This is a genomic window from Bacteroides sp. 41_26 (genome assembly GCF_949740115.1).
In the GTDB taxonomy this organism is placed as follows: domain Bacteria; phylum Bacteroidota; class Bacteroidia; order Bacteroidales; family Bacteroidaceae; genus Bacteroides; species Bacteroides nordii.
The window spans coordinates 1-21,924 of the sequence record NZ_CATJGZ010000109.1 but is presented as its reverse complement, the minus strand read 5'-3'; the positions used below and the strand labels follow the sequence as shown (position 1 = coordinate 21,924).

Below are 21,924 nucleotides of genomic sequence, written 5' to 3'. Positions count from 1 at the left end.
CAATGACTATTTGCTATAAAAGTGAAAAAAAAGTGCTTACTTTGCGCACCATTTAGCTTAATATACCCTATAAGTTGGAAGAATGAAAAATATTTTGGTAATTGGAGCTACCGGGCAGATTGGTTCGGAGCTCACGATGGAACTGCGTAATCGCTATGGAAATGAGAACGTTGTAGCCGGATATATTCCCGGTGCAGAACCTAAAGGAGAATTGAAAGAATCGGGCCCCGCGGCAGTAGTTGATGTAACGAACGCCGAAATGATTGAGTCCGTAGTAAAAGAATATAATATTGACACAATATACAACCTTGCGGCCTTGTTGTCTGTTGTAGCTGAGTCAAAACCAAAGCTTGCCTGGAAAATAGGTATTGATGGTTTGTGGAATGTACTTGAAACAGCGCGTATCCATGGATGTGCGGTGTTTACACCGAGTTCTATCGGATCGTTCGGAGCAGATACACCACACACGAAAACGCCGCAGGACACCATTCAGCGTCCGCGTACGATGTACGGCATTTCCAAGGTGACTACTGAGTTGTTGAGTGACTATTACCATAATAAATACGGAGTAGATACCCGTGCAGTTCGTTTCCCCGGAATTATTTCCAATGTGACCCCTCCGGGTGGTGGAACAACGGATTATGCTGTTGATATATATTATTCTGCCGTAAAAGGTGAAACCTTTGTATGTCCTATCGCCAAAGGTACGTTGATGGATATGATGTATATGCCGGATGCTTTGAATGCTGCCATCTCGCTGATGGAAGCTGATCCGGAGAAACTGATTCACCGTAATGCTTTCAATATTGCTTCCATGAGTTTTGATCCGGAGGCAATTTACGAAGCCATCCGTAAGCATGTGCCCGATTTCAAAATGATCTATCAGGTAGATCCTTTGAAACAGCGTATTGCCGATAGTTGGCCCGATAGCCTGGATGATACCTGCGCTCGTGAAGAGTGGGGGTGGAAACCGGCTTATGATTTGGAAAGTATGACAGTGGATATGCTTGAAAAATTAAGAGCTAAACTGAAATAATGAAAAAACTTATTGCGGGGGCTGTTGCCCTCGCTCTTCTTGCTTCTTGTGGAAACAAGAGAGCGAATCTTGACCCCTTCGCATCACTTACAAATGAGGTGGATTCGGTTCTTCACAGAGCTGATACGCTCCACCAATCAAAGACATCAGAGGGACCGAAGCCGATAGAGGCTGACGAATCATTCGATGACTTTATTTATAATTTTGCTTCCGATGACGAGTTGCAGCAGCAGCGCGTAAAGTTTCCGTTGGCTTATTATAACGGAGATGAACCTTCAAAAATTGAAAAGAAGTACTGGAAACATGATGATCTGTTTACAAAGCAGAGCTATTACACTTTACTTTTTGATAGCGAGGAAGATATGGATCTGGTAGGCGATACTGCGCTTACTTCCGTGCAGGTAGAATGGATCTTTATCCGTACTCACATGGTGAAGAAGTATTATTTCGAGCGGGTGAAGGGAGCATGGATGCTGGAAGCTATTAATCTGCGTCCTGTAGAGAAAGGGGATACTGAGGATTTTGTAGAATTCTTCGGACGTTTTGCAACGGATAGTCTTTTTCAATGTCGTCGTGTACGTCAGCCCTTGATGTTTGTAACTACTGATCCGGACGATGATTTTTCTGTTTTGGAAACAACCCTTGATCTTAACCAGTGGTTTGCCTTCAAACCGACATTACCTACCGATAGATTGTCGAATATTAATTACGGACAAAAGAATACTAATAATTCTTCTACTAAAGTTCTTGCCCTGAAGGGAATAGGAAACGGACTTTCTAATATTCTCTATTTCAAAAGGAAAGAAAATAGCGGAGAGTGGGAACTGTATAAGTTTGAGGATGTGAGTATTTGAGTGCTTCCCGCACGGGGAGGTGCGACAGGCGATGCTACATCGTCAAAACGTAGATGAACGTAGTTTTTCGCAAAGGGAAACAAATGATGATAAAGAACTACAGTCTTTTAATCTGCGTTAATCTGTGTTAATCCGCGTTCCATCAGATAGATACTACTCTGTGGAACTCTGTGTTACTCTGTGGTGAATTTCCCTTATTTCTGATCCGTTTATGCTAAATGTTGTCTGCCATAACTATCCATCCCTTTCTCCGGTATTGATAAAGCCCCTTCTCGTGGAGCAACGTATGAAGCCTCGGTGTGTAACGTTGTTTTAGATGTACATGTAAAGCGGTACGACATGTGCATGTGGGACAGTACGACATGCACATCTCATGCAGCTTTACATGTACATCTAAAACAAGACTGCGCACCGGGAAAAGGAGTGTTCCTTTTTAAGAAAAAAAGCTATTTAGTCCCTTTCCATCAGTTTTGAACTTAATATTTTGTGTGGTTATTCTGTCTTTCTTTTGTATCAAGGCAAAAGAAAGAATAATTTCATTAATTTTGCGGCACAACAGATAAGAGGAATATAGTCGGTATATTCTTTTATTATATTGAATAATTGGTTAAATTATGAAACAAAAAAATTGCTCTCTTTTATCTCACAATACATTTGGCATTGATGTGAAAGCCGCCTGTTTATTGGAATATTCTTCTGTGGATGAACTCCGTGAACTGATACTTCAGGGGCTGATTGTTAAACCCTATTTACATATTGGTGGTGGAAGTAATTTGCTTTTTACCAAAGATTATCCGGGTACAATTCTTCATTCCCTCATTGATGGACTGGAAATTCTCGATGAGAATGAGCAGGAAGTACGGGTACGGGTAGGTGCCGGTGTACAGTGGGATGATTTTGTTGCCGAATGTGTTGCCAGGGGATGGTATGGAGCCGAAAATCTTTCATTGATTCCCGGTGAAGTGGGGGCAAGTGCTGTGCAGAATATCGGGGCTTATGGTGTAGAGGTAAAAGACCTGATTACGGCTGTGGTAACAATGAACATAGAAGGGGAGCAGCGTGTTTATAGCGTAGATGAATGCCAGTATGCTTATCGTGATAGTATCTTTAAGCGTGCGGAAATGAAAGATGTTTTCGTTACTCATGTATGTTTCTGTCTGAGTAAACAAGAGTATTATACATTGGACTATGGCACAATTCGTCAGGAGTTGGAGAAGTATCCGGCGGTGACATTGCCAATAGTACGCCGTGTGATTATCGATATTCGTAAGAGTAAATTGCCCGATCCGAAAGTAATGGGTAATGCCGGTAGCTTCTTTATGAATCCTATTGTTCCCCGAAAGCAATTTGAAGCTTTGCAACAGGAATATCCGCGTATGCCATTCTATGAATTGGCAGACGGAAGGGTGAAAATTCCTGCCGGATGGATGATAGACCAGTGCGGCTGGAAGGGAAAAGCATTAGGACCGGCTGCTGTACATGATAAACAAGCATTGGTGTTAGTGAATTGTGGCGGTGCAAAAGGTAGTGACATTATTGCGCTTTCAGATGCGGTACGGGCTTCCGTACGCGAAAAGTTCGGGATTGACATTCATCCGGAAGTAAACTTTGTTTAATGAATTATGCTATGCAGCTCATAATTCATCAATCATAAATTATAACTCATGAAGATAACAATATTAGGAAGCGGTACTTCTACAGGAGTGCCTGAGATAGGTTGTACTTGTCCTGTCTGCACTTCTTCTGATCCTCGTGATCACCGACTGCGTGCTTCTGCTCTTATTGAAACAGACGATACGCGTATACTTATTGATTGTGGCCCGGATTTCCGGACTCAGGTGCTCGGACTTCCCTTTAAGAAGATAGATGGAGTACTTATCACTCACGAACATTACGATCATGTAGGTGGTTTGGATGATTTGCGGCCTTTTTGCCGTTTTGGTGAAGTACCTATTTATGCTGAGCCACATACGGCGGAACGTCTGCGTACCCGTATGCCTTACTGTTTTGTGGATCATAGTTATCCCGGAGTTCCCAATATTCCGTTGCAGGAGATTGAAGAAAATCGTACTTTTTTGATTAATCATATCCCGGTAACCCCTTTGCGTGTAATGCACGGCAGGCTTCCTATTCTGGGGTATCGCATTGGGAATATAGGGTATATTACTGATATGCTGACAATGCCTGATGTATCTTATGAACAATTACGCCAGCTTGATGTTCTGGTGGTAAATGCGCTGCGGATTGCTCCTCATCCAACGCATCAGAACCTGGCAGAAGCCCTTGACACTGCGCGGAGGATTGGAGCTAAAGAAACTTATTTCATTCATATGAGCCATCACATAGGGCTTCAGGCGGAAGTTGAAAAACAACTGCCTCCCCATGTGCACTTTGCATCGGACGGAACAGAAATATTTTCGCAAAAGTTTTGATTCTTTAACGGAAATCCTTATTTTTGCCTGCAGTCGGTAAAAGAAGCAATATTATGAAACTTCGTACCTTCGTCAAAATAGCAATTACCACTTCTGTTGCGCTTTTGTGTACAGGTTTTGTTGTGTTCTCATTTTTCAAGTTGTCGGCAGCAGAAAATAAGGAGGACTTTGAACTTTATACACTTGTACCGCCTACGGCAACAGTTGTTTTTGAGACAGATGACATGTGTACCCTGGTACAGGAAATTAATGAACTGAACTGTAGTCGGGATAATAATTATTTGTATATTTCTAAAATTTTCTCTTATCTTAAACTGCATCTTTATACGCTTCTCGAGGATACTCCCCATGGGCTGAGCAGGCAGATGAGTAAAATGTTGCTTAGTTTTCATGAGCCGGATAACGATCGTAATCAGGTACTCTATTGTGCTCTTGGTTCGGGGGATTATGAATTGGTGGAAAAATTCATCAAAAAATATTGTTCGAGTACATTTCCTTCCAAATTGTTTGATTATAAAGGAGAGGAGATACGTATCTATCCTTTGCCGGACGATGATTTTCTGGCTTGTTATGTTACTTCCGGTTTTTTAGCTGTCAGTTATCAGAAGAAATTGATAGAACAGGTGATTGATGCACGTTTGTCAGGTAAGTCGTTACTTAGAGATGATTCTTTTTCTAAGATACATGCGGCTAAAAAAAGTAATGTGGCTGCCACGATTTATGCTCGCATGGAGTCGCTGGATATGGGTAAAATGACTGATGGTATTCGCTCGCATACGGACCTTGGCGGCTGGACAGAGTTTGATATGAAGCTCAATGGAGATGCTATTTATTTCTCGGGTATCAGCCATGATACGGATACATGTCTGACGTTTATGAACATGTTGCGTCAGCAACAACCGCTGGAGGGTTTTCCTGGGGATATTCTTCCGGTGTCCACATTCTTTTTCAGTCAGCGTTCGGTAAGTGATTTGCAGGCGATGTTCGATTTTACAAGTGGTCAGGAGTATGCTACAGCTACTTATTCGGATTATATCAGTGCACGTGATGAGGCGTTATTGTCTTATCTCAAAGAGAATGGTAAACATGATATAATGACTTGTCTTTTTCACCGTAATGATACTGTTACTTTTCCGGCTGCCGTGGCAAGTTTGCCTGTTGATGATGTGGTGCAGGCTGAACGAATGTTGAAATCGCTGATAGAGAATACCCCAAAGGAGGAAGATGCGCCTTCTGTACCTCCTATGACTTTTTGTTATACTTCTAATCGGGCATATACCCTCTATGTGCTGCCGCGTAATACGTTGTTTGCACAACTGACTGGTGTGACGCAATCTTCATTGTATGTTTATGCATGTTTGTACGATGGTCGGTTGTTGTTAGCTCCTGATTCTGAGAGCCTCTCTTGTTACATTGGGCATTTGGATAAAAAAGAAGTGTTGGAAGAATTGCCTGCGTATCAGGAAAGTGTATCAGGCTTATCTGATGTGTATAATTTTATGCTTGTTGCCGACTTGGGCAATATGTTTGCTCAGCCTGAAAGTTATGTCAGGCTTGTTCCAGGTTTTTTCTTCCGTAACCCTGACTTTTTCCGTCATTTTGTTCTTTCTGCCCAATTTACGAGTATGGATGGGCAGATTTATCCGAACGTAGTTTTGCAATATAAAGGGAGTGAGAACTATTGATTTTTTCGGGATAAAGATGCGCTTTTTAAGCTTCGTTTAGCTGGATAATTATTGTGTTAAAAGCTTCTGATTTCCGGGTGCTTTCTGAATTTCGTTCAAAAAAATCAAGAATGACTCAGAAATAATCCTAAAGTTTAATGTCGCTTTTTTTTAATAATCAGTTGTGTATGGTCTTAATAACGTGCTTGTGCAATAACACGCGTAAAGATATAGAGCATAGAACTCACTCAAGAGAAGTGTACGGGAATGCTTAATTTTCCTCGGGAGAAAAGCGGGATTTACTCCCGAGGAAAGTAAGGGTTTACCAGGGATAATACAAAAAGAACTCTCTGATAATTTTTTTTTCTTAGAATGGCAGGTCATCCTTTGCGTCACCAGCGATAAACTCGGGTGCTGCTGTCGGGGCTGGAGGAGGAACCGGAGCGCCCGGAGCCATGGGTGCACCTGCTGCTACGCGTTCCACTTTCCATGCACGGATACTGTTGAACCAACGATCTTGCCATTGACGTGCATCGACGTCAAAGGATACGGTGAGCTCTTCGCCCATCTGGATATTGAATTGTTCTATTTTGTCAGCACCAAATACGTCAAAACACATTTTACGTGGGTACTGGTCGTGGTTTTCAATAACATATTCCTGCGATTTCCATTCGTTCCCAGTCTTAGAAACTCCGCCTCTGGGCTGGAGTATAGCGATAATTTTTCCTGTAAATTCCATTGCGATAAATTTAAATTCTGCGGCGAAGTTACAATTTTTTAGGAATATCTAAAGCACAACCCGGTGTTTTTTCTTTCGTTTTGTTGGTGCACCCCAATCTTTTTTTGTAACTTTGTGCATTGATAAAATTAAAAATTAAACATTCGGAAATATATGAAATTTATCGTTTCTAGTACTGCGCTTTTCAGCCATTTACAGGCTATTAGCCGTGTGATAAACTCAAAAAATGCGCTGCCTATTTTGGATTGTTTCCTCTTCGAACTGGAAGACGGAACGTTGTCTGTGACCGTTTCTGATAGTGAAACGACGATGGTAACCTCTGTCGAGGTCAATGAAAGTGATATGAATGGTCGCTTTGCAGTGGCTAACAAAACATTGCTCGATGCTTTAAAGGAGATACCCGAACAGCCGTTAACGTTCGATGTAAATACCGAAACTCTTGAAATTACTGTGCAGTATCAGAACGGAAAATATAGCCTTATGGGGCAGAATGCCGATGAATTTCCTCAGTCTGCCACGTTGGGTGAAAGTGCTGTTAGGGTGGAGATGAGTGCAGATATACTGCTGGGTGGTATTAATCGCAGTGTATTTGCTACTGCAGATGACGAATTGCGGCCTGTGATGAATGGTATTTATTTTGATATCACTACTGAAGATATTACAATGGTAGCTTCGGATGGGCACAAATTGGTACGTTGTAAAACACTTGCTGCCCGTGGCAATGAGCGTGCTGCCTTTATTTTGCCAAAGAAGCCGGCTACTTTGCTCAAGAATCTGCTGCCGAAAGAAAATGGCATGGTAGTGATTGAGTTTGACGAACGCAATGCTGTTTTCACACTTGAAAACTATCGTATGGTATGTCGTCTTATTGAAGGCCGTTACCCTAACTATAACTCAGTAATTCCGCAGAATAACCCGCATAAGGTGACTGTAGACCGTCAGCAACTGATAGGAGCTTTGCGTCGTGTGTCAATCTTCTCGTCGCAGGCCAGCAGTTTGATAAAACTCCGTATCCAGGAGAACGAAATAGTAATTTCCGCACAGGATATCGATTTCTCTACTTCTGCAGAAGAAACTCAGGTATGTCAATATGCTGGCGCTCCGATGAGTATTGGTTTTAAATCAACGTTCTTGATTGATATTCTCAATAATATTTCGGCAGAAGAAGTCATAGTTGAATTGGCAGATCCATCGCGTGCCGGTGTGGTTGTTCCTGTGGAGCAGGAAGAGAATGAAGACCTGTTGATGTTACTCATGCCGATGATGCTGAACGATTGATTCAGTTGAAAGTTGAAGTTGAGAGTTGAAAGTTGCTATGCAGTATGATAGCGCAGCTGACTTTCAACTCTCAATTTTCAACTTTTATTTTTTTACAGATAAAGACTTTAAACAGAATATGAAATTAAACCTTAAGAATCCTATCGTTTTTTTCGATCTTGAAACGACAGGTACAAACATCAATACAGACCGGATCGTAGAAATCTGTTACCTCAAGGTACATCCAAATGGAAATGAAGAGACTAAAACCATGCGTATCAACCCGGAAATGCATATTCCTGAAGCTTCTTCTGCCGTGCATGGGATTTTTGATGCAGATGTGGCAGATTGCCCTACTTTTAAGGAAGTAGCAAAAAATATAGCCAATGATATTGAAGGTTGTGATCTGGCAGGATTCAACTCTAACCGTTTTGATGTACCTGTGCTGGTAGAAGAATTTTTGCGAGCAGGAGTGGATATAGACATTAGTAAACGTAAATTTGTAGACGTTCAGGTCATTTTCCATAAGATGGAGCAGCGTACACTTTCTGCTGCTTATAAGTTTTATTGTGAGAAAAGCTTGGAAGATGCACACACTGCCGAAGCCGATACCCGTGCTACCTATGAGGTATTGAAAGCACAGCTTGACCGCTATTCAGAAGAGTTGCAGAATGATATTGCATTTCTGGCAGATTACTCCAGCTTCAATAAGAATGTAGATTTTGCTGGGCGTATGGTATATGATGATAATGGGGTAGAAGTATTTAATTTCGGTAAGTATAAAGGTCAGTCCGTGATAGAAGTTTTGAAGAAAGATCCGGGATATTACAGTTGGATTCTGAATAGTGACTTTACACTCAATACCAAAGCGATGTTGACAAAAATCAGGCTGAGAGAAATGAGTAATATGAATTATAAATTATGATTTATGTTGGGTGTGACACATAGTATAGCCGATAAATCATAATTCATAAATTAAAAATCACAAAATTGAAAGGTAAAAAAATAATTCTTGGGATCACTGGTAGTATTGCTGCTTACAAAGCCTGTTATATTATTCGGGGACTTATAAAGCTGGGTGCTGAAGTGCAGGTAGTTATTACTCCTGCAGGGAAGGAATTTATTACTCCTATCACACTGTCGGCGTTAACCAGCAAGCCTGTTATTAGTGAGTTTTTTGCACAGCGGGATGGTACATGGAATAGTCATGTGGATCTTGGCCTTTGGGCAGATGCTATGCTGATAGCTCCCGCCACTGCTGCTACTATCGGTAAGATGGCAAACGGCATTGCCGACAATATGCTGATTACTACTTATCTGTCTGCCAAAGCACCTGTTTTTGTAGCACCGGCAATGGATCTCGATATGTATGCTCATCCTTCCACTCAAAAGAATCTGGACATTTTACGTTCGTATGGCAATCATATCATAGAACCTGGTACGGGATTTTTGGCGAGCCATCTTGTGGGGAAAGGACGTATGGAAGAGCCCGAAAATATTATTCGTGTTCTTAATGCTTATTTTTCGGCCAGTGGTGATCTGACAGGAAAAAAGATATTGATTACTGCCGGTCCTACATACGAAAAGATAGATCCGGTACGATTTATTGGTAATTATTCTTCCGGAAAGATGGGGTTTGCACTTGCCGAAGAGTGTGCCGGTCGAGGTGCAGAAGTGATGTTGGTTACTGGCCCAGTGTGTTTACAGACATCCCATCCGCGTATTCATCGTATTGATGTGGAAAGTGCTGCTGAGATGGCCAATCAGGCACAATTATATTTTCAGCAGGCTGATGCTGGTATTCTTTGCGCTGCTGTGGCAGATTTTACACCGGAAACGACAGCCGGCTATAAAATAAAGCGGGAGAACGACGATCTGACGCTTCGTCTTAAGCCTACACAGGATATTGCTGCTACGCTGGGACGGATTAAAACAGCAAAGCAGAAATTGGTAGGCTTTGCACTCGAAACGAATGATGAGCAGCACAATGCCCAGAGTAAGCTGGAACGGAAGAATTTTGATTTTATCGTACTTAATTCTTTGAACGATTCCGGAGCAGGATTTCGTTATGATACAAATAAGATCAGCATCATTGATCGGCAAGGACATACGGATTATCCGCTGAAGTCGAAGCCGGAGGTTGCACAAGATATAATTAACCGTTTGGTGGAGGAATTGCAATGAAGCGGATTGGGGGGATATGGAACATAAGGTGTGATGTAATGTGGAAGATATTGAGTGCTTTTGCGGTATGGTTATTTCCTCTGTTTCTTTCGGCCCAGGAACTTGATTGTAAAGTGACTGTCAACCATGCTCAGGTGCAGGGAACGAATGTGCAGGTATTCAAAACACTTGAAACCGCACTGACCGAATTTATCAATGAGCGCCACTGGACACAAGCACAGTACGAGATTAATGAGCGTATTCGTTGTTCCATGAATCTTACTGTGAAAGGATATAATGAGAATGAAGGTCGATGGACGTGTGAACTTATAGTGCAATCCACCCGTCCGGTTTATCAGTCTGGTTATCAGTCTACCGTGTTTACTTTCAAGGATAATAATGTAGAGTTTAATTATCGTGAGTTTGATCCGTTGGAGTTACGTGATAATCTGATAGATAATAATCTCACTGCTGTTATTGCCTATTATGCCTATCTGATGATTGGTCTGGATATGGATACGATGTCACCAAAAGGTGGAACAGAGCTTTTTCGTGCAGCTGAGAATGTAGTGACTGCTGCACAAACTTTGAATGAAAAAGGTTGGAAGGCTTTTGATGATAGTCGTAACCGCTATGCTATTGTTTCCGACTATCTGGATGAGGGTATGAGTCCGCTTCGTCAGATGATGTATGAGTATCATCGAAAAGGAATGGATGAAATGGTAACCAATGCCACCCGTGCGCGTGCGGCTATTACTGCTTCACTTGCCGGATTGAAACAGGCGCGTGATACTAAACCTATGTCTTCATTGCCTGTGATATTTACGGAAATAAAGAAAGACGAACTGGTCAATATTTATGGTGGAAAATCACCTGCAGCTCAGAATGAACGAGAACAGGTATATCAGATTCTTTCAAATATTAATCCTTCGCAAAATAGCGTATGGGACAAGATCAAATCAAAATAATGTGCCTGTGTGCCAATGAAAAGAGACTTAAAGAATAGAGAGATTTAAATAATTAAATAATTAATAAAATTATGTGCACAGCCAATTGGCACATTGACTAATTGGCATATTAGCACGTTATTATATATGCTACGTTCACTGTATATTCAGAATTATGCCTTAATAGAGAAGTTGGATATCCACTTCGATACAGGATTTTCTGTCATCACGGGTGAAACCGGTGCCGGGAAGTCAATTATATTGGGGGCTATTGGTTTGCTGTTAGGGCAGCGGGCTGATGTGAAAGCGATCCGTCAGGGGGCATCTAAATGTATTATAGAAGCTCGTTTTGATATTTCTTCCTATGGTATGAAACCTTTTTTTGAAGAGAATGAACTTGAGTATGAAGATGAATGTATTCTTCGTCGTGAAGTGCAAGCGTCGGGCAAGAGCCGGGCTTTCATTAACGATACCCCGGCTTCGTTGACACAAATGAAAGAATTGGGTGAACAGCTGATTGATGTGCATTCCCAGCACCAGAACTTATTATTGAATAAGGAAGGTTTCCAGCTCAACGTACTTGATATTTTGGCACACAATGATGATGCGTTGAACACTTATCATCGGCTTTATACAGACTGGAAGCGTTTGGATAAAGAACTTGACGAGTTGATTTCGTTGGCCGGACAAAGTAAAGAGGATGAAGACTATATTCGTTTTCAGCTTGAACAGCTTGAAGAGGCACATCTTGTCGAAGGTGAGCAAGAAGAGCTGGAACAGGAGTCGGAAACATTGAGCCATGCTGAAGAAATAAAAGCAGGGCTATACCGTATTGAACAGGTTTTTACTTCCGATGAGGGTGGTTTATTGGCTGCATTAAAAGAAAGTTCTGGTTCTCTTTCTGCCTTACAAAAGGTGTATTCACCTGCAACGGAACTTGCAGAACGTATGCATAGTAGTTTCATTGAGCTGAAAGACATAGTAGATGAAATTAGTACCCAGAGTGAAAATATAGAATTTAATCCCACTCGTCTGGATGAAGTTAACGACCGTTTGAATCTGATCTATTCTTTGCAGCAAAAGCATCGTGTGCAGACTGTTGAGGAGTTAATAGGATTGACGGAGGGATATAAAGAGAAATTGTCGGCTATCACTTCGTTTGACGATCGTATTGCTGCTCTGACAGCCGAAAGAGATATCCAATATAATAATGTGAAAAAACAAGCCGGGGTTCTTACGAAGGCTCGTGTTACTGCTGCCCGTGAAGTAGAGAAGCAGATGGCTTCCAGGTTAGTGCCGCTAGGTATGCCTAATGTGCGGTTTCAGGTAGAGATGGGGGTACGCAAAGAACCCGGATTGCAGGGGGAGGATACAGTTAGCTTTCTTTTCTCTGCCAATAAGAACAGTGCATTGCAAAACATCTCGTCTGTAGCTTCCGGTGGTGAGATCGCTCGCGTCATGTTATCTGTTAAGGCAATGATAGCTGGAGCGGTAAAACTCCCTACCATTGTGTTTGACGAAATAGATACCGGTGTTTCCGGTGAGATTGCTGATCGCATGGCAGACATTATGCAGGAGATGGGAGAGCAGGAAAGACAAGTGATAAGTATCACCCATTTGCCGCAGATCGCTTCCCGTGGATGTGCACATTATAAGGTGTATAAGCGTGATAGTGATACTGAAACAAATAGCCACATTCGTCGTCTTACTGATGAAGAACGGGTGGAAGAAATAGCACATATGCTGAGCGGTGCTACTTTGACGGAGGCAGCGTTGAGTAATGCAAAAGCGTTATTAGGATTTACGATTTGATGATTTACTATTTACGATCTAGCTGCGTAAGGCAGGAAGAGTAAATGTAGAAATGGAAGAATCGCAAATAGAGAGTATTTTTTTATAGTAAATTGTACATAGTTAAATAGTAAATAAATAAGATGATTGATCAAAGTGAAATGATTTTCGGTGTTCGTGCCGTAATAGAGGCTATACAAGCAGGTAAAGAGATTGATAAAATTCTGGTAAAGAAAGATATCCAGAGTGATTTGTCAAAAGAGTTGTTTGCAGCCTTGAAAGGTATGCTTATTCCGGTGCAGCGTGTTCCGGTAGAGCGTATCAACCGCATTACCCGTAAGAATCATCAGGGAGTAGTAGCATTTATCTCTTCTGTGACTTATCAGAAGACGGAAGATCTTGTACCTTTTTTGTTTGAACAGGGTAAGAATCCGTTCTTCGTAATGCTGGATGGTATGACGGATGTCCGTAATTTTGGTGCTATAGCCCGTACTTGTGAGTGTGCTGCGGTGGATGCCGTTATCATTCCGGCCCGGGGTAGTGTGACGGTAAATGCAGATGCTGTGAAAACTTCTGCGGGAGCTTTGCATACTCTACCTGTTTGCCGTGAACAAAGTTTGAAGAGTACTTTACAGTTCCTCAAAGATAGTGGCTTTCATATTGTGGCTGCCACCGAGAAAGGAGATTATGACTATACGAAAGCCGATTATACTACTCCGACATGTATTATTATGGGGGCCGAAGACAAAGGAGTATCTTATGAGAATCTTGCACTATGTGACGAATGGGTGAAGATTCCGATGCTGGGTAGTATTGAATCACTTAATGTATCTGTGGCTGCCGGCATTTTGATATATGAGGCTGTGAAACAACGTCACAGTGACCTTTAAACTTTGAGTAGTTAGAATTTAGTAGTCAGTAGTCAGAATCTATGCAGCGTGATAACTTTTAAACCGAATGGATTCCAGCTACCAGCTTCTAACTACTAACTTCTAACTGCCAGCTACTAACTACTAACTTTTTAATTTTTAATTTATGAAAAAGATTCTGTTACCTTTAATACTTATTTGTATGTCGGTACAATGGAGCATGGCACAAGCCCCTAAGTGGGTAGAAAAAGCTAAGCGTGCTGTATTCTCTGTAGTGACTTACGACAAGAACGATAAAATACTCAATACCGGAAATGGCTTCTTCGTTACTGAAGATGGTATAGCCCTGTCGGATTATTCTCTTTTCAAAGGAGCGGAACGTGCCGTTATTATTAACTTTGAAGGAAAACAGATGCCGGTAAATGCTATTCTCGGAGCAGATGATATGTATGATGTTATCAAGTTTCGCGTGGCTATCACTGAGAAGAAAGTTCCTGCGCTGGTAATAGCTACTACAGCTCCTGCTGTAGGGGCAGAGGTGTATCTGCTACCGTATTCTACTCAGAAAGATCGTACGTGTACACCGGGAAAAGTACAAAAGGTGACTAAGGTAGGAGAGAATTATAATTATTATACGCTTGATATGCGTTTGAAAGACAAGATGGTGAGCTGTCCTGTGGCTACAACGGATGGTCAGGTGTTCGGGCTTGCACAGAAGTCATCCGGCAAGGATACTACCAGCATCTGTTATGCTGCCGGAGCCGCTTTTGCCATGTCTCAAAGCATTAGTGCACTGTCTCTCGGTGATCTTACTTTGCGGAATATTGGTATCAAAAAAGGATTACCTGAAACAGAAGAACAGGCACTCGTGTATTTATATATGGCTTCTTCACAATCTACTCCCGAAGTATATATGTCTTTATTGGATGATTTTGTGAAGCAGTTTCCGAACAGTCCGGATGGATATCTTCGCCGGGCTTCAACAACTGTTTTTAATGCAAAGGATGATGCTGCGTTTGATAAAGCAGCGGCCGATATGGAACAAGCCTTAAAAGTAGCACAGAAGAAAGATGATGTGTACTATAATATGGCAAAACAGATTTATAGTTACCAACTTGGCAAACCTGAGAAAGTCTATAAAGATTGGACGTATGACAAGGCTTTAGAGTATGTTCATAAAGCATTGGCTATTGATTCTTTGTCTGTTTATGTACAATTGGAAGGAGATATTCAGTTTGCAAAGCAAGACTATCCGGCAGCATTGGTTAGCTACGAAAAAGTGAATCGTACCAATCTTGCTTCACCTGCTACCTTCTTCAGTGCTGCTAAAACGATGGAATTAATGAATGCCGATCCGAAGGCAGTACTTGCTGTGATGGATAGTTGCGTAGCGCACTGTCCACAACCGGTTTCCGCAGATAATGCTCCTTACGTGCTGGAGCGCGCCCAGATGAATATGAATGCAGGAGAATATCGTTCGGCAATGCTTGATTATGACACTTATTTCAAAGCAGTAAATGGACAAGTGAATGATGTATTCTATTATTACCGTGAGCAGGCGGAATTTAAAGCCCGTCAGTATCAGCGTGCTCTGGATGATATTGCTAAAGCTATTGAACTCAATCCGAAAGAGCTGACTTATCGTGCTGAACAGGCAGTAATAAATTTACGTGTGGGACGTTATGAGGAAGCGCTGAAAGTGTTGGATGAGGTATTAGCAATTGAGCCTAAATATGCTGAAGCTTATCGTTTGAAAGGAATCTGCCTGATACAATTGAAAAAGCAAGAAGAGGCTTGTGCCAACTTTGCCAAGGCAAAGGAACTGGGTGATGCCAATGTGGATGAATTGATAAAGAAACACTGTAAATAGGTTTTGAGTTGGTAAGTTGGTAAGTTTTTGAGTTCTCATAGTAAATCCTCATATGATACTATATGTATAGAAAGGATGTATTAAAAGCTCATCAACTTAAAAGCTCATCAACTTAAAAACTCATCAACTTACCAACTCAAAAACTTACTAAAAAACTTCACAGAAATGGTGAAGCCCCTGTCCACGCAGTTGGATAGGGGCTTCTTTTTGGAGATTTCCATAAAAACACTCTCTCTCATCTCCTTACTTAGTCAAGCTCAGGTTTTAGTTCCTTAAAGTTAGTCTTGTATTTTCTCTTGTATAACTATATAGTAAATGCGGAGGTATGCAGAATACTGCATTGGCTTCTGCTTTTTTTCTTAGAATTTTTATCAGAATCTTTTTTTTACTATCTTCGAAGCGTAAAATAACGTGTTAATGAGCTGAATACACCGGTTGGCAGGTTAACTGTGTGTGTTAATTGACACATTGTACATCATTAATAATAAAATAGAGAATAGAATGAAAAAAGTAATTTGTAGTGAAAAGGCTCCGGGAGCGATCGGACCCTACAGTCAGGCTATTGAAGCCAATGGTATGGTGTTTGTATCAGGACAACTGCCTATCGATGCTGCTACCGGAGTAATGCCGGAAGGAGTGGAGGCACAGGCTCGCCAGTCTTTAGAAAATATTAAGCACATCCTGGAAACAGCCGGACTGACAATGGCGGACATTGTCAAAACGACTGTATTTCTGCAGGATATGTCTTTGTTTGCCGGTATGAATGGCGTATATGCAACTTATTTCAACGGAGACTTCCCGGCCCGTTCTGCTGTGGCAGTGAAAGCTTTGCCGAAAGATGCCTTAGTTGAGATTGAGTGCATTGCGGCTCGCTAATAAATCTGCAACAATAAAACTACTGCCTCCTACAAAGATAAAGTCTTTGGGGAGGCTTTTTTCTTGTGCTGCACGTACGGCGCTCTCCACTGTTGGGTAGGTAGTACCTTTCAGGTCAAATTCATTGGCTATACTTTGCAATTCTCCTTCCGGCAAGGCTCGTTTTACACTTGCTTTTGTGAAATAATAACTCGCTTCCTGAGGCAACAGACTTAATACACCGCGAATGTCTTTGTCATTTACCATACCTATTACAATGTGCAGATGGTGGTATGGGATCGATTTTATTTGTTGGGTGATATACGTAATTCCACCGATATTGTGTCCCGTGTCGCATATTAACAGGGGAGCATCACTCAATTTCTGCCATCGCCCCATTAGTCCTGTCAATTCATTGACATGAGAAAACCCATTACGAACACTTTTCTCTTCAATCCGATATCCCAGAGCTTTCAGCTCTTTTAAAGCATGCAGTATTGTATTGGTGTTTTTTATCTGATAACATCCTCCAAGTTCTCCTTCCAAACGGGGATACTCCTGAGTTTCGTATACCAGCATATTGCTTTGGGAGTTCGCATTTAAGACAAGTGTATTATCTTCTGCAAATACGATGGGAGCATCCCTCTCTTTCGCTTTTTCAACAAATACCGGTCGGGTTTCTTCTGTCGCTTCTCCAATTATTACCGGGATTTCCTTTTTAATAATTCCCGCCTTTTCTCCTGCAATCTTTGCCAGTGTATTACCTAGAAACTGTGTATGGTCAAAGCTGATATTAGTAATGATACATAGATCCGGAGCAATGATATTGGTGCAGTCGAGTCGTCCTCCCAGTCCCACTTCAATGATTGCTACATCCACCTTTTCATCGGCAAAGTAACGGAAAGCCATAGCTGTAGTCAATTCGAAAAAGGAGGGATGGAGCGGTTCAAAGAAAGACCGGTGTTTTTCTACGAAGTTTATAACATATTCTTCAGGCATCATCTCTCCGTTGATACGGATACGTTCGCGAAAATCGACAAGGTGGGGAGAAGTATAAAGCCCGACCCGGTAACCTGCTTCTTGCAAAATGGCGGCAAGCGTATGGGAACAGGATCCTTTACCGTTCGTTCCTCCTACATGAATGGTGCGGTATTCACGATGAGGATGTCCGAAGTATTCATCTAATATTTTAGTGTTTTCCAGTCCTTCTTTATATGCTCCGCTTCCTATTTGCTGGAACATGGGTGCACTCTCATATAAGTACGTTAAAGTGTTCTGATAGTCCATCTTTTATAATATTTAACTGGCAAGAAATCTTTATTGCCCTTTTATTTCTTATCTTAGGTGCCACAATCCTTCATCGTAGTGACTGATTGCTTTAACGGATTGCAAATATCAACATTTTAAATCTAAGAAGAGTATGGGAACTAAGAAAAATTTTGTGCTTGACACAAATGTTATCCTTCACGACTACAATTGCTTGAAGAATTTCCAAGAGAATGATATTTATCTCCCCATCGTAGTGATTGAAGAACTGGATAAGTTCAAAAAAGGCAATGAACAGATTAATTACAATGCCCGCGAATTTGTCAGAGAACTCGATTTGATTACAGATGATAATCTTTTTACGAGTGGTGCCTCATTAGGAGAGGGACTGGGACGTTTGTTTGTTATTACGGGTGAAGTCGATTCTCCGGCTGTACGTGATTCTTTTCCTTCACGTAAGCCCGACCATCAGATTCTGGCCGTAGCAGACTATCTGGCGCACAAGCATACTAATATGAAGACTATATTAGTGACTAAAGATGTCAATCTACGTATGAAAGCCCGTTCTATTGGTGTGATTTGTGAAGATTACATTACTGACAAAGTGGTGAATGTAGATATCTTTGAGAAGTCCAATGAAGTATTTGAGGGAATTGATCCTACGCTAATCGATCAGATCTATTCTGCCCGGGAAGGACTGGATATCAACGAGTTTGATTTTAAAAATATTATTCGTCCTAACGAGTGCTTTATATTGAAAAGTGATCGTAGTAGTGTACTTGCCCGTTACAATCCTTTTACCCATACGGTTTGCCGGGTCAATAAAACGAAGAATTATGGAATTGAACCTCGCAATGCCGAACAAAGTTTTGCTTTTGAAATATTGAATGATCCCAATGTGAAACTGGTTGCTTTGACAGGTAAGGCCGGTACTGGTAAAACTCTTTTGGCATTGGCTGCTGCCTTAAGCAATCTGATTGATTATAAGCAGATTTTATTGGCACGTCCTATTGTGGCCCTTTCCAATAAAGATCTGGGCTTTTTGCCGGGTGATGCAAAAGAGAAGGTAGCTCCTTATATGCAGCCTTTATTTGATAATCTGAATGTAATCAAACGCCAGTTTGCTGCTAATTCCACTGAAGTGAAACGTCTGGAAGATATGCAGAAAAGTGAGCAATTGGTTATTGAAGCATTGGCATTTATTCGTGGACGTAGTCTGAGTGAAACTTATTGTATCATTGATGAAGCTCAGAATCTTACTCCTCACGAAATAAAAACGATCATTACCCGTGCGGGCGAAGGTACTAAGATGGTGTTTACCGGAGATATCCAGCAAATTGACCAGCCTTATCTGGACAGTCAATCCAATGGATTAGTTTATATGATTGATCGTATGAAAGAGCAAAATATCTTTGCCCATGTCAATTTGGTGAAAGGTGAGCGTAGCCAGTTGAGTGAATTGGCAAGTAATTTGATGTAATGACTCATAATAAGAATAGGGATACTTTTTGAATGTCCCCCACTTACAGATACAAGAGAGGCAACTAATTCGTAATGAATTAATTGCCTCTCTTGTATCTGTAAGAAGTATCCTTATTTTGGATCAAATGAAAAATGCTGTTGGCAGATTATCTGAATGTATAGATCCGGCTTACTTATTTTATTCCATGAAAATACGTATTTAATACCTTGTTAAAATGCATATTAACAGCGTCTTAAATACGTATTCTTATACTGTAAAAGTACGTACTTTTAAGCAATAAAAAACAGGCTTGTCAAAAGTGTTAAAAATAACACTAACAAAGATTTTTATTTGATCCCTTATTCTATTTTCATTGCAAATCCACCTCCGGGTGCGAGATGTATTTTCACTTTATCTTTATCATTCAACTTGATGTTTTCTTTTTTATAGTCCCGTCCGCTGCGATGTGCGTTTATACCATCTTTAAACAAGGTAACTGTTTTCCCTTTTTCTTTTAAGAATGATAAATCGACCTCTATGTCGCGTGCATCCCAATTAGTCATTCCACCGACATACCAGGTATTACCGTGTCTGCGGGCTGTTACTATATATTCGCCGATCTTGCCATCAAGAGTGATACTTTCGTCCCATACGGTGGGTATGTTTGCAATAAAATCCAGTGATTCCGGTTCGCGCATGTAGTTGCTTGGTGCGTCGCAAAGCATATTGAACGGAGATTCCAGTATAACGTACATGGCCAGTTGATGACATCTTGTACCCTGACTCATTGGTTCTGAATTGCAAGGATAATAGTTACCTTTTGCCGCATTGCGCATGGCACCTTGCGTATAATCCATAGGTCCTGCCACCTGGCGGATGAAAGGAATAATGACATCATACTTCATCTGGTCTACAGCAGGGCTCCATTTCATTTGTTCCAGTCCGTGCACTCCTTCAAAGTTCAGAACATTGGGATATGTGCGGTTCATTCCGGCAGGTTTGTATGTGCCATGCAGGTCGAGTATCAGTTTGTGTTTTGCACAGGTTTCAGCGGCACGGTAGTTAAAGTCTACCATTTCCTGATCATCACGATCCATAAAGTCTACCTTGAATCCTTTCACACCGATATCGGCATAGTGTTTACAGATGTTTTCCATATCCCGGTTGAATGCGTGAAAACCTGCCCATAGGATGATACCTACGTTCTTTTTCGCGCCGTAATCTACCAGTTCTTTGATGTCGATCTCTTTTACAACCTGCATCAGGTCAGCTTTCAGGTTTACTGCCCAGCCCTCATCCAGAATAACATACTCAATACCATGTGCTGCTGCAAAGTCTATGTAATATTTATAAGTTGCATTGTTGATTCCGGATACAAAGTCTACTCCGTCAATGTTCCAATTATTCCACCAGTCCCATGCTACTTTACCGGGTTTGATCCATGAGATATCAGCCACTCGTGAGGCCGCTCCTAACTTGTAAGTCATGTCACTGTTTGCCAAATCTTTATCTGTAGTAGAGAGGATCGCTATGCGCCAGGGGAATGCCCGTGGGCCATTCACTTTGGCTATATAGTGTTCGCGTTGTTGTACTTGCATTTGTAGCATGTTGTGCCCACCCTGTTTGGTAACTTTGGGGTATTGAGCTTGCTTGCCGGTCAGGCTGTTATTGCCGTTTGCGTTAGTCAGATAGAGTCCGGGGTAGCTTTCCAGATCCGATTCTGTGATACAGATCTTTTTTCCGTTCCCTACTTCGACTACCAGCGGCAGAAACATCATTCTTCCTTTGTTTAGTTTTGAAAGCCGGTCGGTGGTATAAGCGTTCTCAAATGAATTCATAAACTGAGACTCATAATCTCCATCTTTTCCGGGCCTTACATAGGGCACTGTAGCCATAGCATCATCGTTAAACTGGTAATTGACCTCTTCACTTTGGATATTAAATGGCTTTTTCCGTTGATTGATAAAACGATAAGCTATTCCATCGTCGTATGCACGAAACTCCAATCCCCATTGTTTTTTGAATGTCAGTTTCAATTCGTTATATGTATCCTGGATTTTATCTTTCTTGTAGAATGGTGAAAGGATTGTTTCATTCACGCTTCGTTTGTTACTTTGGGATAGTTTGGCATTGTCGCCCCATACTTCTCCATCACTTAACATTAATGAAATAGGGGAGGGGGACAGGACAGACTGTCCATCATGTGTAATGTCATAGGTGATTTTTTCGCCGATGTTAATAGTTGTACTGATACGTCCGTTGGGTGAAGTCAACGTAAATTGTTTTTGTGCATAAACTGTGGTTATCAGAAACAGGCTGCACAGCAGAGTCATTTTTAGTTTTCTCATGGTATATAAATGTTTAATTAGACCTTGGTTATTTAGGTCGCTAATATGAAATCGTGTTGTGATATATAAAGTTGTTACAAATATACAATGAAAAAATATAAAAAACTGAGTTTGAGATAGGTTTGATTTATAATTGAATAGATATGAGCAAAACTCACCACAGAGTAGCACAGAGTTTCACAGAGTATTATTTATCTGATGAAACGCGGATTAACACAGATAAACACAGATTAAAAGACTGTATTTCTTTATCTTAGATTTGTTTCCCTTTACGAAAATCTGCGTTTATCCTTTAGATTTGCATCATAATAAATAGAGGTTGAAATATTATCTTTGTAGTTAAAACAAGTTAACCAAGGAAAGCAGGTGAC

At 41.2% G+C, this 21,924-nt stretch carries 17 protein-coding genes; 14 read left to right on the top strand and 3 right to left on the bottom strand.

Features of this window, described 5'->3' with window-relative positions:
- Nucleotides 1-82: 82 nt before the first annotated feature.
- The 5 genes from QX565_RS16365 (at nt 83) to QX565_RS16345 (ending at nt 6,007) form a co-directional block, all read left to right on the top strand.
- On the top strand, nt 83-1,036 hold the full coding sequence (locus QX565_RS16365; protein WP_289293532.1) for an NAD-dependent epimerase/dehydratase family protein: 954 nt from the start codon (nt 83-85) through the stop codon (nt 1,034-1,036).
- A complete protein-coding gene (locus tag QX565_RS16360) occupies nt 1,036-1,890 on the top strand; it encodes a DUF4348 domain-containing protein (protein WP_221649362.1) in 855 nt (284 codons plus the stop codon). The genes QX565_RS16365 and QX565_RS16360 overlap by 1 nt, the downstream gene beginning before the upstream one ends.
- 614 nt (nt 1,891-2,504) lie before the next feature.
- Nucleotides 2,505-3,506 carry a UDP-N-acetylmuramate dehydrogenase gene (murB, locus tag QX565_RS16355; protein ID WP_289293530.1) on the top strand — a complete coding sequence of 334 codons (1,002 nt, stop codon included), beginning with the start codon at nt 2,505-2,507 and terminating at the stop codon, nt 3,504-3,506.
- Between the two features lie 48 nt (nt 3,507-3,554).
- Entirely contained in the window at nt 3,555-4,322 is a 768-nt protein-coding gene (locus QX565_RS16350; RefSeq protein ID WP_221649360.1) for an MBL fold metallo-hydrolase, read from the top strand.
- Nucleotides 4,323-4,375: 53 nt separating this feature from the next.
- Entirely contained in the window at nt 4,376-6,007 is a 1,632-nt protein-coding gene (locus QX565_RS16345) for a DUF3352 domain-containing protein (RefSeq protein WP_221649359.1), read from the top strand.
- Between the two features lie 346 nt (nt 6,008-6,353).
- Here the strand turns inward: QX565_RS16345 and QX565_RS16340 are convergent, their stop codons facing one another.
- Nucleotides 6,354-6,725 carry a DUF3127 domain-containing protein gene (locus QX565_RS16340; protein ID WP_221649358.1) on the bottom strand — a complete coding sequence of 124 codons (372 nt, stop codon included), beginning with the start codon at nt 6,723-6,725 and terminating at the stop codon, nt 6,354-6,356.
- Between the two features lie 153 nt (nt 6,726-6,878).
- Here QX565_RS16340 and dnaN point away from each other — a divergent pair, with 153 nt between their 5' ends.
- The 8 genes from dnaN (at nt 6,879) to QX565_RS16300 (ending at nt 16,498) form a co-directional block, all read left to right on the top strand.
- Nucleotides 6,879-8,003 (top strand): DNA polymerase III subunit beta, encoded by a 1,125-nt coding sequence (gene dnaN / locus QX565_RS16335; RefSeq protein ID WP_221649357.1) that lies wholly within the window; start codon nt 6,879-6,881, stop codon nt 8,001-8,003.
- Between the two features lie 118 nt (nt 8,004-8,121).
- A complete protein-coding gene (locus tag QX565_RS16330) occupies nt 8,122-8,907 on the top strand; it encodes a 3'-5' exonuclease (protein WP_221649356.1) in 786 nt (261 codons plus the stop codon).
- 65 nt (nt 8,908-8,972) lie between these two features.
- Nucleotides 8,973-10,166 (top strand): bifunctional phosphopantothenoylcysteine decarboxylase/phosphopantothenate--cysteine ligase CoaBC, encoded by a 1,194-nt coding sequence (gene coaBC, locus QX565_RS16325; RefSeq protein WP_289293529.1) that lies wholly within the window; start codon nt 8,973-8,975, stop codon nt 10,164-10,166.
- Nucleotides 10,167-10,204: 38 nt separating this feature from the next.
- Nucleotides 10,205-11,113 carry a type IX secretion system protein PorD gene (gene porD, locus QX565_RS16320; protein WP_289293527.1) on the top strand — a complete coding sequence of 303 codons (909 nt, stop codon included), beginning with the start codon at nt 10,205-10,207 and terminating at the stop codon, nt 11,111-11,113.
- A 126-nt stretch (nt 11,114-11,239) separates the two neighbouring features.
- Nucleotides 11,240-12,904, top strand: coding sequence for a DNA repair protein RecN (gene recN, locus QX565_RS16315; RefSeq protein ID WP_289293525.1), 1,665 nt, complete (start codon nt 11,240-11,242; stop codon nt 12,902-12,904).
- Nucleotides 12,905-13,026: 122 nt separating this feature from the next.
- Nucleotides 13,027-13,773 carry a 23S rRNA (guanosine(2251)-2'-O)-methyltransferase RlmB gene (gene rlmB / locus QX565_RS16310; protein WP_221649352.1) on the top strand — a complete coding sequence of 249 codons (747 nt, stop codon included), beginning with the start codon at nt 13,027-13,029 and terminating at the stop codon, nt 13,771-13,773.
- Nucleotides 13,774-13,918: 145 nt separating this feature from the next.
- A complete protein-coding gene (locus tag QX565_RS16305) occupies nt 13,919-15,622 on the top strand; it encodes a serine protease (RefSeq protein WP_289293523.1) in 1,704 nt (567 codons plus the stop codon).
- A gap of 501 nt (nt 15,623-16,123) precedes the next feature.
- Complete coding sequence (locus QX565_RS16300) at nt 16,124-16,498, top strand: RidA family protein (protein ID WP_221649350.1); 375 nt, start codon at nt 16,124-16,126, stop codon at nt 16,496-16,498.
- On the opposite strand, the gene QX565_RS16295 is transcribed toward QX565_RS16300, so the two are convergent.
- A complete protein-coding gene (locus tag QX565_RS16295) occupies nt 16,466-17,764 on the bottom strand; it encodes a bifunctional folylpolyglutamate synthase/dihydrofolate synthase (RefSeq protein WP_221649349.1) in 1,299 nt (432 codons plus the stop codon). The genes QX565_RS16300 and QX565_RS16295 overlap by 33 nt on opposite strands.
- A 133-nt stretch (nt 17,765-17,897) precedes the next feature.
- Between QX565_RS16295 and QX565_RS16290 the strand changes: the two genes are divergently transcribed.
- Nucleotides 17,898-19,223: a PhoH family protein gene (locus tag QX565_RS16290; protein ID WP_289293521.1), complete on the top strand. Its 1,326-nt coding sequence runs from the start codon at nt 17,898-17,900 to the stop codon at nt 19,221-19,223.
- A 341-nt stretch (nt 19,224-19,564) separates the two neighbouring features.
- Here QX565_RS16290 and QX565_RS16285 read toward each other — a convergent pair whose 3' ends face one another.
- Nucleotides 19,565-21,553 (bottom strand): retaining alpha-galactosidase, encoded by a 1,989-nt coding sequence (locus tag QX565_RS16285; protein WP_289293519.1) that lies wholly within the window; start codon nt 21,551-21,553, stop codon nt 19,565-19,567.
- Between the last annotated feature and the right edge of the window lie 371 nt (nt 21,554-21,924).